The 14,599-nt window shown below is 65.9% G+C and carries 12 protein-coding genes and 6 tRNA genes; 15 read left to right on the top strand and 3 right to left on the bottom strand.

The genetic code is table 11. The features are described 5' to 3' along the window. Positions 1–76 precede the first annotated feature (76 nt). Positions 77–766: a phosphate regulon transcriptional regulator PhoB gene (gene phoB, locus IQ458_RS17055; protein ID WP_141456251.1), complete on the bottom strand. Its 690-nt coding sequence runs from the start codon at positions 764–766 to the stop codon at positions 77–79. Positions 767–893: 127 nt separating this feature from the next. After that, positions 894–2,537 carry a M48 family metalloprotease gene (locus tag IQ458_RS17050; RefSeq protein WP_235996931.1) on the bottom strand — a complete coding sequence of 548 codons (1,644 nt, stop codon included), beginning with the start codon at positions 2,535–2,537 and terminating at the stop codon, positions 894–896. Between the two features lie 199 nt (positions 2,538–2,736). Here IQ458_RS17050 and grxC point away from each other — a divergent pair, with 199 nt between their 5' ends. The 4 genes from grxC to IQ458_RS17030 all read left to right on the top strand — a co-directional run bounded on the left by grxC (position 2,737) and on the right by IQ458_RS17030 (position 6,082). Beyond that, positions 2,737–3,021: a glutaredoxin 3 gene (grxC, locus tag IQ458_RS17045; RefSeq protein ID WP_221188916.1), complete on the top strand. Its 285-nt coding sequence runs from the start codon at positions 2,737–2,739 to the stop codon at positions 3,019–3,021. After that, on the top strand, positions 3,018–3,407 hold the full coding sequence (locus IQ458_RS17040; RefSeq protein ID WP_183637738.1) for a carboxymuconolactone decarboxylase family protein: 390 nt from the start codon (positions 3,018–3,020) through the stop codon (positions 3,405–3,407). Before grxC ends, IQ458_RS17040 begins: the two co-directional genes overlap by 4 nt. A gap of 194 nt (positions 3,408–3,601) precedes the next feature. Further along, entirely contained in the window at positions 3,602–4,609 is a 1,008-nt protein-coding gene (locus tag IQ458_RS17035) for an isocitrate dehydrogenase (RefSeq protein ID WP_203323553.1), read from the top strand. 153 nt (positions 4,610–4,762) lie between these two features. Beyond that, the gene (locus tag IQ458_RS17030; protein WP_183637733.1) at positions 4,763–6,082 is read left to right on the top strand and encodes a Na+/H+ antiporter NhaC family protein; all 1,320 of its coding nucleotides are present in this window, start codon (positions 4,763–4,765) and stop codon (positions 6,080–6,082) included. A gap of 76 nt (positions 6,083–6,158) precedes the next feature. On the opposite strand, the gene IQ458_RS17025 is transcribed toward IQ458_RS17030, so the two are convergent. Beyond that, positions 6,159–6,923 carry a Bax inhibitor-1/YccA family protein gene (locus tag IQ458_RS17025; RefSeq protein ID WP_183637730.1) on the bottom strand — a complete coding sequence of 255 codons (765 nt, stop codon included), beginning with the start codon at positions 6,921–6,923 and terminating at the stop codon, positions 6,159–6,161. A 150-nt stretch (positions 6,924–7,073) separates the two neighbouring features. Here IQ458_RS17025 and IQ458_RS17020 point away from each other — a divergent pair. The 11 genes from IQ458_RS17020 to IQ458_RS16970 all read left to right on the top strand — a co-directional run bounded on the left by IQ458_RS17020 (position 7,074) and on the right by IQ458_RS16970 (position 14,548). Continuing rightward, positions 7,074–7,150: transfer RNA gene (locus tag IQ458_RS17020), tRNA-Pro, on the top strand. Between the two features lie 43 nt (positions 7,151–7,193). After that, a tRNA-Arg gene (locus IQ458_RS17015) sits at positions 7,194–7,270 on the top strand. Positions 7,271–7,314: 44 nt separating this feature from the next. Continuing rightward, positions 7,315–7,391 (top strand) — tRNA-His (locus IQ458_RS17010). A 74-nt stretch (positions 7,392–7,465) separates the two neighbouring features. Then, positions 7,466–7,541, top strand: a tRNA-Lys gene (locus IQ458_RS17005). Between the two features lie 87 nt (positions 7,542–7,628). Then, a tRNA-Leu gene (locus tag IQ458_RS17000) sits at positions 7,629–7,714 on the top strand. Positions 7,715–7,936: 222 nt separating this feature from the next. Next, a complete protein-coding gene (tig, locus tag IQ458_RS16995; RefSeq protein ID WP_183637727.1) occupies positions 7,937–9,229 on the top strand; it encodes a trigger factor in 1,293 nt (430 codons plus the stop codon). Between the two features lie 94 nt (positions 9,230–9,323). Beyond that, a complete protein-coding gene (clpP, locus tag IQ458_RS16990; RefSeq protein WP_183637724.1) occupies positions 9,324–9,950 on the top strand; it encodes an ATP-dependent Clp endopeptidase proteolytic subunit ClpP in 627 nt (208 codons plus the stop codon). A 126-nt stretch (positions 9,951–10,076) separates the two neighbouring features. Then, positions 10,077–11,360 (top strand): ATP-dependent Clp protease ATP-binding subunit ClpX, encoded by a 1,284-nt coding sequence (clpX, locus tag IQ458_RS16985; RefSeq protein WP_183637721.1) that lies wholly within the window; start codon positions 10,077–10,079, stop codon positions 11,358–11,360. Between the two features lie 136 nt (positions 11,361–11,496). Further along, positions 11,497–13,941: an endopeptidase La gene (lon, locus tag IQ458_RS16980; protein WP_183637718.1), complete on the top strand. Its 2,445-nt coding sequence runs from the start codon at positions 11,497–11,499 to the stop codon at positions 13,939–13,941. Between the two features lie 221 nt (positions 13,942–14,162). Beyond that, positions 14,163–14,435: an HU family DNA-binding protein gene (locus IQ458_RS16975; RefSeq protein ID WP_141456262.1), complete on the top strand. Its 273-nt coding sequence runs from the start codon at positions 14,163–14,165 to the stop codon at positions 14,433–14,435. Positions 14,436–14,473: 38 nt separating this feature from the next. Beyond that, positions 14,474–14,548: transfer RNA gene (locus IQ458_RS16970), tRNA-Val, on the top strand. The last annotated feature ends 51 nt before the right edge of the window (positions 14,549–14,599 follow it).

Genomic DNA, 14,599 nt, shown 5'->3' with positions numbered 1-14,599 from the left:
GCAGTTATTTATGACAGCCAGCGGGAGCAGGCGGGGGAAACATCGAATTCAGAATCCCCCATGCCGAATCCCGCGCCTAGACCGACGCCGAGAACCGGTAGCCGGAACCGCGCACGGTCTGCACCATGTTCTCCAGGCCGTGCGGTTCCAGGGTCTTGCGCAGGCGGCGGATGTGCACGTCCACCGTGCGCTCCTCCACGTACACGCTGCCGCCCCAGACGTGGTCGAGCAACTGCGTGCGCGAATAGACCCGCTCGGGGTGGGTCATGAAGAAATGCAGCAGGCGATACTCGGTCGGGCCGATCGGCACCGGGGTATCGCCGGCGAACACCCGGTGGGCGGCGCCGTCTATGCGCAGCGGGCCGATGCCGACGCTGCCGTCCTCGTCGTCCTCGCGGGAGCGGCGCATGACCGCCCGGATGCGCGCCAGCAGTTCGCGTGCCGAGAACGGCTTGACCACGTAGTCGTCGACGCCGGCTTCCAGGCCGCCGACCCGATCATTCTCCTCGCCGCGGGCGGTGAGCATGATGATGGGGACGTCGCGGGTCATCGCGTCCTTGCGCCAGCGGCGCGCCAGCTCCAGGCCGCTGGTGCCGGGCAGCATCCAGTCCAGCAGGATGAGGTCCGGCACCCGGTCGGCGATGGCGTTCTGGGCCTCGCGGGCATCACCCGCATGCACGGGTTCGTAATCGCCCTTGCGCAGGGCGAAGGCGACCATGTCGCGGATGGCCGGCTCGTCGTCAACGATCAGGATGTGCTTCTGCACGCGATTACCGTCGTCTGTGGGGTACCGCACCAGTAGACGACAATTTTATGACGGAAACATGACATGCCGCGCGCCCGTCATATGACAGTCGGGCCGCTGGTCGCCGCCGGGAGCCCCGGCGGCCGGGCTAGCGGCGTTCGATGTCCGGGTCGCGCACGCCCTGGCGCCGCAGTTCCAGCACCTGCGGGGTGATGACGGAGATGCGGGCGTCGATGCGGGCGCGGGCGTAGTAGTCCAGGTCGCTGCGCTTCTTGAGATTCTGCAACTGGATGAGCGCCTGTTCGGGCCGTCCATTGAGGAAGGCCGCCTCGGCGAAGGCCTCGCCGGCGCGGACCGGGTCGCCGGCCAGCTCGTTGGCCCGGCCGAATTCCTGCTGGAACACCGGGTCGTTGCCGGCCCGGGACAGCAGCGGACGCAGCACCGCCTGGGCGTGCCGGCCAGCTTCGGCGCCCCCCTGCTCGTTGAGGACGCGGGCGAAAGTCAGCGCGATGGGGCGGTTGTTCGGCATCTGCTGGAGCAGGCGGGCGAGCCGTTGGTTGGCCGCCGCGGTGCGGCCCGCGCGGGATTCGGCCTCGGCGGTCGCCAGTTCCAGCCACAGGTTGCCCGGATGCTCGGCCAGCAGCGGGGCCAGCTCGGTCAATGCCACCTCCGGCCGTCCCGATCCCAGGTGGGCCAGGGCCAGGCCATAACGCTGGGCATCGTCCAGGCCCTTGCCGGATTCCCGGCGGATGGTCTCGTAGTCGCGGGCGGCGCCGTCGGCGGTGGTCGCGCTGAGCACCCGCAGGCGTTCCCGGGCCCAGTCGAAGTCACCGGTGGGGCCACGGCTGAACAGGTCGCCCGGCAGGCGCACGGACAGGGGCAGCAGCGGATTGTCGCTGTCCTTTTCAGGTGCGACCACGCGCTTGGGATCGAACTGTTCGACCCGCTCGCCGCCGCCCGGAACCCGGGTGATCAGGGTCAGGTTGTCCTTGCGCATCTGCTCGGCGCGTTCCTTGGCCTCGCTGATCCGGGTGGTGGTGACCGGGTGGGTCATCAGGTAGTCGGGGTACGCCTCGCGGCCGGTGCCGCGGTTGGCGCGGGTGGCCTGGGCCATGCGGGCGAAGAAGCCGGCCATGGCGTCCACGTCGTAGCCGGCGCGCGACAGGGTGCGGATGCCCAGCCGGTCGGCCTCGGATTCGTTGGAACGGGTGTAGTCGATCTGGCGTTGCTGCATCAGGCCCATGCCGCTGGCGACCGCCGCCATCGAGGCGTCGCCGCTGGAATTGCCGCCGGCGCTCTGCGCCAGCACGATCGCGCCCAGCATCCCGAGCAGGATCGGAATCTGATCGCGCTCGGCCCGCTCGACGCCGCGCAGCACGTGCTGCTGGGTGACGTGGGCGATTTCGTGGGACAGCACCGCGGCGACTTCGTCCTCGCGTTCGGCGGTCAGGATCAGGCCCGCGTTGGTGCCGATGTAGCCGCCCAGCGTGGCGAACGCATTGATCTGCCGGTCCTTCATCAGGAAGAACGTATAGCTCTGGCGCGGCGAGTCGCTTTCCGCGCCCAGCCGGGTGCCGACCTTCTGCAGCCAGTCGTCCAGCAGCGGGTCTTCCAGCAGGTAGCCGTAGTTGCGCAGCTCGCGCAGCATCATTCCGCCGTACTCCGCCTGGCGCGCCGGGCTCAGCACCTCGCCGGCGGAGGAACCGATGTCCGGCAGGCGCACGTCCTGCCCTTGCGTCAGAGGCGCGGCCAGGAGCACGGTGAGGGCGGTGGAAAGCAGCGGAAGGCGCAAACGGAACTCCGTTGTCGGACAATGGCGGCAGGCTTGCGAGCGGCAGGATGACGCTTTGCCGCCGGCAGCGAGTGAACATGCGGTTAACCGGACCCACGGCCCGCACTGTTCCACTCGGCCGGCTGGAAAGCGCGCCATCGGCCACCCATATTGCCCTCAGACCCGACTTTGAACGCGTTGTTCCATTCAGGAGGATTCCTTGAGCGACACCGAGACCGGCGGCCCCGCCATCACCCTCTACACGACCGCGATCTGCCCTTACTGCGTGGCCGCGAAGAACTTCCTCAAGAGCAAGGGCCAGAGCTGGAAGGAAGTCCGCATCGACCTGGAGCCGGACGAGCGCGAACGCATGATCGCCCGCGCGCGCCGCACCAGCGTGCCGCAGATCTTCATCGGTGAGACCCACGTCGGCGGCTACGACGACATGATCGCCCTGCATCGGGCCGGCAAGCTGGAGCCGCTGCTGGCCGGAGAGGGCGCATGAGCGGCGGTGAAAAGGACCGTCTGCGCGAATTCACCGAATTCCGCCAGCGCATGAACGAGCGCATCCTGGCCGAACCGAACCAGGTCGTCCGCCGCTTCTTCGCCCTGGACACCCAGACCTACCAGCCCGGCGCGCTGGATGTGAAGACCAAGGAACTGCTCGGGCTGGTGGCGTCGATGGTGCTGCGTTGCGACGACTGCATCAGCTACCACGTGGCCCAGTGCAAGGACGCCGGCGTCAGCCGCGACGAGTTCTTCGAGACCTTCTCGGTCGGGCTGGTGGTGGGCGGCTCCATCGTCATCCCGCACCTGCGCAGGGCGGTGGACTTCCTGGATCAGCTGGAGGCCGGCGCGGCCGACGCGCCTTCGGCGCACGGCCACGATTGACCCGCGAATCGGCCCCGCGCCGGCGCCGGCCTTGGCTGGAACCGGCGCGACAAGGCCGGTTTTCCGCTCCTCCGACGATGGTCGATTTGGGACCGTACAGGGGGTTCAGGCATAATTGCCGGACTTGAAACCCCCTCCGCGCCTGCATCCCGGTTCCCGGCCCGCACGGCGCCCCTGTTCGGAATCCCAAGCAAATGACCCAGACGATTACGGTCATCCGCGGCGACGGTATCGGCCCGGAGATCATGGACGCGACCCTGCACGTGCTCGAAGCCCTGAAAGTGGGCCTGAGCTACGAGGAAGCCGATGCCGGCATGGTCGCGCTGGAAAAGCACGGCGACCTGCTGCCGCAGGCGACCCTGGAATCGATCCGCAAGAACGGCGTGGCCCTGAAGAGCCCGCTGACCACGCCGGTGGGCGAGGGCTTCAGCTCGATCAACGTGGCCCTGCGCCGCCATTTCGACCTGTACGCGAATGTCCGCCCGGCCAAGTCGTTCCCCAACACCAAGTCGCGCTTCCCCTCCGGCGTGGATCTGATCACGGTCCGCGAGAACACCGAAGGCGCCTACATCGGTGAAGGCCAGTCCATCTCCGAGGACGGCGAAACCGCGCTGCTGACCCAGAAGATCACCCGCAAGGGTTCCGAGCGCATCGTCCGCTACGCCTTCGACCTGGCCCGCAAGACCGGCCGCAAGAAGGTCACCGTGGTGCACAAGGCCAACATCCTCAAGACCACCTCGGGCCTGTTCCTGAAGGTCGCGCGCGAAGTGGCCGCGCAGTACCCGGACATCCAGTGCAACGAGATGATCGTGGACAACACCTGCATGCAGCTGGTGATGCGTCCGGAGCAGTTCGACATCATCGTCACCACCAACCTGTTCGGCGACATCATCTCCGATCTGTGCGCCGGCCTGGTCGGCGGCCTGGGCCTGGCCCCGGGCGCCAACATCGGCGTCGACGCGGCCATCTTCGAGGCGGTCCACGGCTCGGCCCCGGACATCGCCGGCAAGGGCATCGCCAATCCGTGCGCGCTGCTGCTGGGCGCGGCGCAGATGCTCGACCACCTCGGCCAGCCGGACAAGGCCGAACGCCTGCGCGCGGCGATCATCGCCACCCTGGAAGCCAAGGATTCGCTGACCCCGGACCTGGGCGGCGAGGGCACCACGATGTCCTTCGCCAAGGCGATCGCCAGCCGGGTCTGATGTCCCGGCGGCGCCGGGTTTTACCGGCCTGAAACACGGAAACGGGGCGCCCAGCGTCCCGTTTTTGTTTGCGTTCGTCCCGCCCGCGGGGCTTGGACCGGGCCGTGGCAAGCCGGACAATCGCCGGTTTCCCGCACACCTCCGCCGCCCACGATGACCGTCCGCCCCAGCGCGCTCGCGCTGACCCCGCTGCTGCTGTTCCTGGCCCTGTTCTTCGGCGCCGGCCTTTACTACACGTCCCAGGGCGACGCCATGGGCTTCTACCAGTTGCGCGCGCCGGTGGCGATCCTGCCGGCGCTGGCGCTGGGGGCGTGGCTGGCCCATCGACGCGGCGTGGCGGCCTCGCCGACGCTGCTGGGCGGCATGGGCGATGCCAACGTGATGCTGATGTGCCTGATCTTCCTGCTGGCCGGCGCGTTCGCCACCGTGTCCAAGGCCATTGGCGCGGTGGATGCGGTGGTTGCGCTGGGACTGGGCGCGCTGCCGCCGTCGCTGATCCTGCCCGGATTGTTCCTGGTGGCTTCATTCGTGTCGCTGGCCATCGGGACGTCGATGGGCACGATCGCCGCCGTTGTGCCGATCGCGCTGGGCGTCGCCGACGCCGCTGGCCTGGATCGCACGCTGGTCGTCGGTGCGGTCATCGGTGGTGCGATGTTCGGCGACAACCTGTCGGTGATCTCGGATACCACGATCGCGGCGACCCGCAGCCAGGGCGCGGAGATGCGCGACAAGTTCCGCGAGAACTTCAAGATTGCGTTACCCGCCGCCCTGGCCACCGCGGTGCTGCTGGCGTTCCTGGGAGAGGGGGCGCCGGTGGAGGCGCCCGGCGGCGCGTCGCCCTGGCTGGTGCTGCCCTATGTACTGGTGCTGGTGCTCGCCCTGATTGGACTGGACGTGGTGGTGGTGCTGGCGATCGGCCTGGCGCTTTCCGGCGTTTTCGGCTTCGTCTTTGCCGGCGACTACACGCCGGTCGATCTTGCCGGAGACATCTACGCCGGATTCGAGAGCATGGTGGAGGTGACCCTGCTTTCGATCCTGATCGGAGGACTGGGGGCGCTGATGAAGGCGAGCGGGGGCCTGGACTGGCTGGCGCGGACGATTGCCCGTTTCGCCCGCGGCCATACCGGGCGGCGCTCCGGCGAATTCAGCATCGCCGCGCTCTCCGCCGGGACCGATGTCCTGACCGCCAACAACACCGTGGCGATCCTCATCACCGGCAGTCTCGCCAAGGACATCGCCGAGCGCCACGGCATCACGCCGCGTCGTTCGGCCAGTCTGCTCGACATCTTCGCCTGCGTGGTGCAGGGCGTGCTTCCTTATGGCGCGCAGATTCTGCTGGCATCGTCGCTGGCGGCCGTTTCGCCGCTGGCGCTGGCCGGCAGCGTCCACTATTGCTGGCTGCTGGTCGCGGCGGCCGTGGTGTTCATGCTGCTTCCCGCGCGCCGCTCAACTGCCGTGGCGGGTACCGGCTGAGCGTCGCGTCGCATCCTGGGCAGCAAAAAAAACGGGGCGCCTTGCGCCCCGTTTCTTGTTTTACCGGCCTGGAGATTCAGTTGCGCGACTGCAGCTTGGACAGCAGGCGCAGGAACTCGATGTACAGCCAGATTAGGGTGACCATCAGGCCGAACGCCGCGTACCACTCCATGTACTTGGGTGCGTTCTGCTCCACGCCGGTCTCGATGAAATCGAAATCCAGCACCAGGTTCAGCGCCGCGACCACCACCACGAACAGGCTGAAGGCGATGCCGATAAGACCCGAGTCGTGGATGTAGGGAATGTTGATGTTGAAGAAGCCCAGCACGATCGTGGCCAGGTAGATCAGCGCGATGCCGCCGGTGGCCGCGACCACGCCCAGCTTGAAGTTCTCGGTGGCCTTGATCCAGCCCGAGCGGTAGGCCATCAGCAGCGCGAACAGGGTGCCGAAGGTCAGCAGCACCGCCTGCAGCACGATGCCGTTGAACTTCACCTCGTACATCGCCGAGATGGCGCCGAGGAACAGGCCCTCGGCCAGCGCGTAGAGCGGGGCGGTGACCGGTGCCCAGGTCTTCTTGAAGATGGTGATCATGGCCAGCACGAAGCCGCCGATGAGCCCCCCCAGGATGTACAGCATCGCCCCCGGCGCGAGTTCGCCGGTCGGGGTGAGTGCCGTGTTCCAGGTGTAGGTGGCGGTCAGCACGCACAGCAGCAGCAGGATGCCGGTCCGGTTGACCGTGCCGTTCAGGGTCATCGCGCCGGCATCGCGCGAAACCACCGCGCCGCTGCCCAGGTCGAGGAAGGTGGACTCCTTAAGAGCCGGATTGCCGCTGCGCATCATGGTTCCCTCATGGTTGATTCGGACTTCTGTCCCCAGCCGCGGAGCATAGCCGATGCCCGTGACCGGACGCGGCGTTTGACAGGAAGCCGGCAGATTCCGACAATAGACGGCCTTGTCGACGCTGCCTGGCGCCGATGCCGGGGCCCTCGTCGGGGTATAGCGCAGTCTGGTAGCGCATCTGCTTTGGGAGCAGAGGGTCGGGGGTTCGAATCCCTCTACCCCGACCAGTCTGGTTCGTCCCGACGACAGGGATGCGACAATCCGGTCCGGGCGCCCGTAGCTCAACCGGATAGAGCACCGGCCTTCTAAGCCGGCGGTTACAGGTTCGAGTCCTGTCGGGCGCGCCATCCGGCGCAAGCGGCGGACAAAGCGGTAGAAAAAAGTTTCAGTGGTGGCTGTAGCTCAGTTGGTTAGAGTACTGGATTGTGATTCCAGATGTCGGGGGTTCGAGTCCCCTCAGCCACCCCACCAAGCAAGGCTTTCGCGCAAGCGGGGGTTTGTAAGAAAAAGAAGATGCGGTTACACTACGCGTCCAGTTTTTGGGGCCGTTAGCTCAGTTGGTAGAGCAGTTGACTCTTAATCAATAGGTCCAAGGTTCGAATCCTTGACGGCCCACCAAACAGAACGCCCGACCGCGAGGTCGGGCGTTTTCTTTTCCGGGATGCTCCGTCGGCCTTCCCGGCTGGGTAGAATGCCGGCGCACCTGCGAAAGTGGCGGAATTGGTAGACGCACTGGATTTAGGTTCCAGCGGGTAACCCCCGTGAGGGTTCGAGTCCCTCCTTTCGCACCACGTCCTTCCGGACGTTTCCGGGACCGGCCCGGAATCCGGGGCCCCGGCCATTTCCCCGGATTGCCCCGAAATTCCCTTCCCCGGCGCCTGCGGTTGGCAGGAAAGCCCGGAATAGGCGAAACTATTCCGTTCCGCCGGTCGGCACGTCGCGTGTCCGCGGGCGACCCGAATTCATCAACATCATGCCCGGGCATGGGACCCGGGCAGCAGGAGCCAGTGAGTATGCAAGTTTCGGTCGAATCGGTCGGCAACCTCGAACGCCGCATGACCTTCAGCCTGCCGGCTGAGCGTCTGGATACCCACATCGGTGGCCGCCTGCGCGAAATCGCGCGCACCGCCCGCATCAAGGGTTTCCGTCCCGGCAAGGTGCCCACCAAGGTGATCGAGCAGCGCTTCGGCCAGCAGGTCCGCGCCGAGGCCCTCGACGGCCTGCTGCGCGAGACCTTCAACAACGCCGTGCGCGACAACGATCTGCAACTGGCCGGCAATCCCCGCATCGAGAAGAACGGCGAGGGTGAGCTGGATTTCATCGCGACCTTCGAAGTGGTGCCGGATTTCGGCGAGATCGACGTGACCAAGCTCAACGTCATCCGCCACACCGCCGAAGTGGCCGACGCCGACATCGACCAGATGGTCGAGAACCTGCGCCTGCAGCGCCGCACCTTCGAAGTGGTGCAGCGCGGTGCGAAGGACGGCGACCGCGTCGAACTGGAAACCTGGTCGCAGGCCGGTGACGAACGCCTGCCCGCCGAGGGCGCGGAAAAGGGCGCCACCCTGATCGGCTCGGGCGTGATGTTCGCCGATATCGAGAAGGGCCTGATCGGCCTGGCCGCCGGCGAGGAGAAGACGATCCAGGTGCAGTTCCCCGCCGACTGGCGCGTGCCGCAGCTGGCGGGCCGCCAGGTCGACGTCTACGTGAAGGTCACCGAAGTGGCCGAGTCGGTGCTGCCGGCGGTCGACAAGGACTTCATCCGCAGCTTCGGCGTGAAGAGCGGTGACGCCGAACAGTTCCGCCGCGACATCCGCAGCAACCTGGAGCGCGAGCTCAAGGGCGCCCTGATGGGCCGCCTGCGCCGGGAAGTCGGCGAGCAGCTGATTGCCGCCTGGGCGCACGTGGAAATGCCGCCGCGCCTGGTCGAGAACGAGGCCCGCGCGATGGTCCAGCAGACCGCCGATCAGGCCGCCCGCAACGGCCAGCAGGTGCAGATCCCGCCGAACGCCCATGAGGGCTTCATGGATGCGGCCCGCAAGCGCGTCCTGGTCGGCCTGCTGGTGGGCGAGGTCGCCCGCCGCAACCAGCTGCGCCTGGATCCCAAGCGCCTGAACGAGACCCTGCGCCTGATCGCCTCCACCTACGAGGAACCGGAGCAGGTCATTGAGTTGTACCGCAACGATCCCCAGTTGATGGGGGGACTGCAGTCCCGGGTGATGGAAGAGCAGGTGATCGACTGGATCGCCGAGCGCGCCCAGCACACGGAGCAGTCGCTGAGCTTCCAGGAAGCCATCCGGAACTAACGGCGGTTCGCCGGGGTCGATGAGACCCCAGCCCGTCCCGGTCCGGCTATCCTAGGCCGGACCCCTCCACGACAATTTGGGCGCGAATAAGCCGATGAGCATTGAAACCAAAGCCTTGAACCTGGTGCCGATGGTGGTCGAACAGACCAGCCGCGGCGAGCGCGCCTACGACATCTATTCGCGCCTGCTCAAGGAACGCATGATCTTCCTGGTTGGCGGCGTGGACGACCAGGTGGCGAACGTGATCGTGGCGCAGATGCTGTTCCTCGAGGCCGAGAACCCCGAGAAGGACATCAGCCTGTACATCAATTCGCCCGGCGGCGTGGTCACTGCCGGCATGGCCATCTACGACACCATGCAGTACATCAAGCCGGACGTCAGCACCGTCTGCATCGGCCAGGCCGCCAGCATGGGCGCGCTGCTGCTGGCCGCCGGCGCCAAGGGCAAGCGCTACGCGCTGCCCAACTCGCGGGTGATGATCCACCAGCCGCTGGGCGGCTTCCAGGGCCAGGCCACGGACATCGACATCCATGCCCGTGAAATCCTGACCCTGCGTTCGCGCCTGAACCAGATCCTGGCCAAGCACACCGGCCAGGCCCTGGAAACCATCGAGCGCGACACCGAGCGCGACAATTTCAAGAGCGCCTCCGACGCGCAGGCCTATGGCCTGGTCGACCAGGTGCTGGAACGCCGTCCTGAAGAGACCATCCAGCCGGCGTGAACCCCGGGCGCGGCCCCTGTTTGCCGCGCCTGCCACCCCCTCCGCGGACCCGGCTGACAGGCCGGGGCCGTGTGCTATTCTCCGACCGAGTCCGCCTAGCGGGCAGGGTGACCGAGTAATCGAAGCATGAGCGAAGACCGTCAGGGCCGTACCGGCGACAGCAGCAAGATCCTGTATTGCTCGTTCTGCGGCAAGAGTCAGCATGAAGTCCGCAAGTTGATCGCGGGCCCCAGCGTGTTCATCTGCGATGAATGCGTCGAGCTGTGCAACGACATCATCCGCGAGGAACTCGAGGAGAAGGCGCAGTCCGCCCGCAGCCACCTGCCCAAGCCGCGCGAGATCCTGGAAGTCCTGGATCAGTACGTGATCGGCCAGCAGCGTGCCAAGCGCACCCTGGCGGTGGCGGTCTACAACCACTACAAGCGCATCGAGAGCCGGCAGAAGAACGACGACGTCGAACTGGCCAAGTCGAACATCCTGCTGGCCGGCCCGACCGGTTCCGGCAAGACCCTGCTGGCCGAGACGCTGGCCCGCCTGCTCAACGTGCCGTTCACCATCGCCGACGCCACCACCCTGACCGAAGCCGGTTACGTGGGCGAGGACGTGGAAAACATCATCCAGAAGCTGCTGCAGAAGTGCGACTACGATGTCGAGAAGGCGCAGCAGGGCATCGTCTACATCGATGAAATCGACAAGATTTCGCGCAAGAGCGAAAACCCGTCGATCACCCGCGACGTGTCCGGCGAAGGCGTGCAGCAGGCGCTGTTGAAGCTGATCGAAGGCACCGTCGCCAGCGTGCCGCCGCAGGGCGGTCGCAAGCATCCGCAGCAGGAATTCCTGCAGGTGGACACCAAGAACATCCTGTTCATCTGCGGTGGCGCGTTCGCCGGCCTGGACAAGATCATCCAGCAGCGCTCCACCGAGGCCAGCGGGATTGGCTTCGGCGCCAAGGTCCGCAGCGCCGAGCGCAAGACCGAGACCGGCAAGCTGCTGTCCGAGGTCGAGCCGGAAGATCTGATCAAGTTCGGCCTGATCCCCGAGTTCGTCGGCCGCCTGCCGGTGGTCGCGACCCTGGAGGAACTGGACGAGCCGGCCCTGGTCAAGATCCTCACCGAGCCCAAGAACGCCATCACCAAGCAGTTCAAGAAGCTGTTCGACATGGAAGGCGTGGAACTGGAGTTCCGCCCGGACGCGCTGTCGGCGATTGCCCGCAAGGCGCTCAAGCGCAAGACCGGCGCGCGCGGCCTGCGCACCATCGTCGAGTCGGTCCTGCTGGACACCATGTACGACCTGCCGTCGCTGGAAAACGTCAGCAAGGTGGTGGTGGACGAATCGGTCATCGAACACAAGTCCGAGCCGTACCTGATCTACCAGAATCCGCCGGCCCAGAAGGTCGCCGCCGCGGAATGAAGCGAGGCCGAGCATTCGGCGCAAGTATTTGATTCAATTAACATTTAGAGGTTGCACTTGCATCCTCCCGACAATGGCCCCATAACGGGGCCATTGGCTTTTTGGCCTCCGTAATTCCGCATCCGCTGGAGCCCCCATGCCCCGCCGTACCCCCACCGAAATTCTCGACCTGCCGGTCCTGCCGCTACGCGACGTAGTGGTGTTCCCGCACATGGTCATTCCCCTGTTCGTCGGCCGCGACAAGTCCATGCGCGCGCTGGAGCAGGCCATGGAAGCGGACAAGCGCATCCTGCTGCTGGCCCAGAAGTCGGCCGAGACCGACGATCCCGTGGCCGCCGATCTCTACAGCATCGGCACCCTGGCCCAGGTCCTGCAATTGCTGAAGCTCCCCGACGGCACCATCAAGGTGCTGGTCGAGGGCGTCTCCCGCGTGAAGGTTTCCAATGTCGTCGAGCGCGACGGTTCGCTGTACGGCGAAGGCGAGGAAATCGAATCCACCGAAGGCCGCGAGCCGCGTGAAATCGAAGCGGTCGCGCGTTCGCTGATGGGCCTGTTCGAACAGTACGTCAAGACCAACCGCAAACTGCCGCCGGAACTGCTGCAGACGCTGGCCGGCATCGATGAACCCGGTCGCCTGGCCGACACCATCGCCGCCCATCTGGGCGTGCGCCTGAGCGACAAGCAGCGCCTGCTGGAAACCATCGGCATCGGCGAGCGGCTGGAATTGCTGGTCGGTTTCGTCGACGGCGAAATCGACGTGCAGCAGCTGGAAAAGCGCATCCGCGGCCGGGTCAAGTCGCAGATGGAGAAGAGCCAGCGCGAGTACTACCTCAACGAGCAGATGAAGGCGATCCAGAAGGAACTGGGCGAGCTCGACGACGCGCCGAACGAGCAGGAGGAACTGGCCCGCAAGATCGCCGAGGCCGGCATGCCCAAGGCGGTCGAGACCAAGGCCAAGAACGAACTCAACAAGCTCAAGCAGATGTCGCCGATGTCCGCCGAGGCGGCGGTCGTGCGCAATTACCTGGACTGGCTGCTGGGCGTGCCGTGGAAGAAGCGCAGCAAGGTCCGCAAGGACCTGAAGGTCGCGCAGGAAACCCTGGACGCCGACCATTACGGCCTGGACAAGGTGAAGGAACGGATCCTCGAATATCTCGCCGTGCAGTCGCGCGTGCAGAAGATGCGCGGCCCGATCCTGTGCCTGGTGGGACCGCCGGGCGTGGGCAAGACCTCGCTGGGCCAGTCAATCGCCAAGGCGACCAACCGCAAGTTCGTGCGCATGTCGCTGGGCGGCGTGCGCGACGAGGCCGAGATCCGGGGCCACCGCCGCACCTACGTGGGTTCGATGCCGGGCCGCATCGTGCAGAACCTCAACAAGACCGGCAGCAAGAATCCGCTGTTCGTGCTGGACGAAATCGACAAGATGTCGATGGACTTCCGCGGCGATCCCTCGTCGGCGCTGCTGGAAGTGCTGGATCCGGAGCAGAACAGCGCCTTCAACGATCACTACCTGGAAGTGGATCTGGACCTGTCCGAAGTGATGTTCGTCGCGACCTCCAACTCGCTCAACATCCCCGGCCCGTTGCTGGATCGCATGGAAGTCATCCGCATCCCGGGCTATACCGAGGATGAGAAGCTCAACATCGCCCTGCGCTACCTGCTGCCCAAGCAGATCAAGGCCAACGGCCTGAAGCCGGAAGAGCTCACGATCGCCGAGGACGCCATCCGCGACCTGGTGCGTTACTACACGCGCGAATCCGGCGTGCGCAACCTGGAACGCGAAATCGCCAAGATCTGCCGCAAGGTGGTCAAGGAAATCGCGCTGGCCGGCCCGCAGCCGGCCAAGAAGAAGAAAAAGGGCGCGCTGGTGCAGGTCAGTTCGAAGAACCTGGACAAGTATTCCGGCGTGCGCCGCTTCGATTTCGGTCGCGCCGAGGAGCAGAACGAGATTGGCCTGGTCACCGGGCTGGCCTGGACCGAAGTGGGCGGCGATCTGCTGCAGATCGAAGTCGCGCTGGTGCCGGGCAAGGGCCTGTTGACCCTGACCGGCCAGCTGGGCGACGTGATGAAGGAATCCGCGGCCGCCGCGATGTCGGTGGTGCGCGCGCGCGCCACCGCACTGGGCATCGATGCCGAGTACCTGCAGAAGCACGACGTCCACCTGCACGTGCCCGACGGCGCGACGCCGAAGGATGGTCCCAGCGCCGGTGCCGCGATGGTGACCGCGCTGGTGTCCACGCTGACCCGCACGCCGGTGCGTGCCGACGTGGCGATGACCGGCGAGATCACCCTGCGCGGGCGCGTGTCCGCCATTGGTGGCCTGAAGGAAAAACTGCTGGCGGCGCTGCGCGGCGGCATCACCACCGTGATCATCCCGGAAGAGAACCGCAAGGACCTCGCCGACATTCCCGCCAACGTCACCCAGGGCATGAAGATCGTGCCGGTCCGCTGGATCGATGAGGTGCTGGATCTCGCGCTGGAACGGCCGCTGGCGCCCACCGCGGCGCCGACCGAGGGGGGCAAGCCGCGGCGCGTGCCGGCCCGCCGCAAGGCGCCCGTGCAGCCCGACGTCAAGCACTGAATCGCGGCATACACGGAAGGTAAAAAACCCGCAAAACCCGCGTCATTATTGGGTTTTCGGCTTGCGTGCCTGTATACCCGCTGGTATAACGGCGTCACCCGCAAACACGATGAGCATCGTTCTCGTCGTGTTCGTGGAAGACGATCGGAAGCGCGTGACGATCAGATTCCCGCGCATTCCGGTTACACATTCCGCGGTTGTTCCGCAAAAGGAGTTTCTACATGAACAAAACCGAATTGGTTGATGCCGTCGCCGACGAAGCCGAAATGTCCAAGGCTGAAGCTGGACGTGCCGTCGACGCCGTGATTTCCAGCATCACCAAGGCCCTGAAGAAGGGCGACAGCGTGACCCTCGTGGGCTTCGGCACCTTCCAGGTGCGCAAGCGCGCCGCCCGTACCGGCCGCAACCCGAAGACCGGCGACACCATCAAGATCAAGGCTTCCAAGAATCCCGCCTTCAAGGCTGGCAAAGCCCTGAAGGATGCCGTAAACTAATCGACTCGCTGCTGCCGAGTGAGTCCGGTCGGTTGAACGGGTGCTTAGCTCAGCGGTAGAGCGTCGCCCTTACAAGGCGAGGGTCGGGGGTTCGAAACCCTCAGCACCCACCAAACCGGACCAACTGTTTAAGTTTCCGCGGAGTGGTAGTTCAGTCGGTTAGA

The organism is Pseudoxanthomonas beigongshangi (assembly GCF_016820515.1).
Classification (GTDB): domain Bacteria; phylum Pseudomonadota; class Gammaproteobacteria; order Xanthomonadales; family Xanthomonadaceae; genus Pseudoxanthomonas_A; species Pseudoxanthomonas_A beigongshangi.
Note: the sequence above shows the minus strand (reverse complement) of the source record. Positions and strands in the feature narration are given on the sequence as shown.

What these genes read in the sequence shown, in the direction of transcription:
- IQ458_RS17040 (WP_183637738.1), top strand. Translation starts at nt 3,018, where the DNA reads ATGAGCGGCGGTGAAAAGGACCGTCTGCGCGAATTCACCGAATTCCGC.
- IQ458_RS17035 (WP_203323553.1), top strand. Translation starts at nt 3,602, where the DNA reads ATGACCCAGACGATTACGGTCATCCGCGGCGACGGTATCGGCCCGGAG.
- IQ458_RS17030 (WP_183637733.1), top strand. Translation starts at nt 4,763, where the DNA reads ATGACCGTCCGCCCCAGCGCGCTCGCGCTGACCCCGCTGCTGCTGTTC.
- IQ458_RS17025 (WP_183637730.1), bottom strand. Translation starts at nt 6,923, where the DNA reads ATGATGCGCAGCGGCAATCCGGCTCTTAAGGAGTCCACCTTCCTCGAC.
- tig (WP_183637727.1), top strand. Translation starts at nt 7,937, where the DNA reads ATGCAAGTTTCGGTCGAATCGGTCGGCAACCTCGAACGCCGCATGACC.
- clpP (WP_183637724.1), top strand. Translation starts at nt 9,324, where the DNA reads ATGAGCATTGAAACCAAAGCCTTGAACCTGGTGCCGATGGTGGTCGAA.
- clpX (WP_183637721.1), top strand. Translation starts at nt 10,077, where the DNA reads ATGAGCGAAGACCGTCAGGGCCGTACCGGCGACAGCAGCAAGATCCTG.
- lon (WP_183637718.1), top strand. Translation starts at nt 11,497, where the DNA reads ATGCCCCGCCGTACCCCCACCGAAATTCTCGACCTGCCGGTCCTGCCG.
- IQ458_RS16975 (WP_141456262.1), top strand. Translation starts at nt 14,163, where the DNA reads ATGAACAAAACCGAATTGGTTGATGCCGTCGCCGACGAAGCCGAAATG.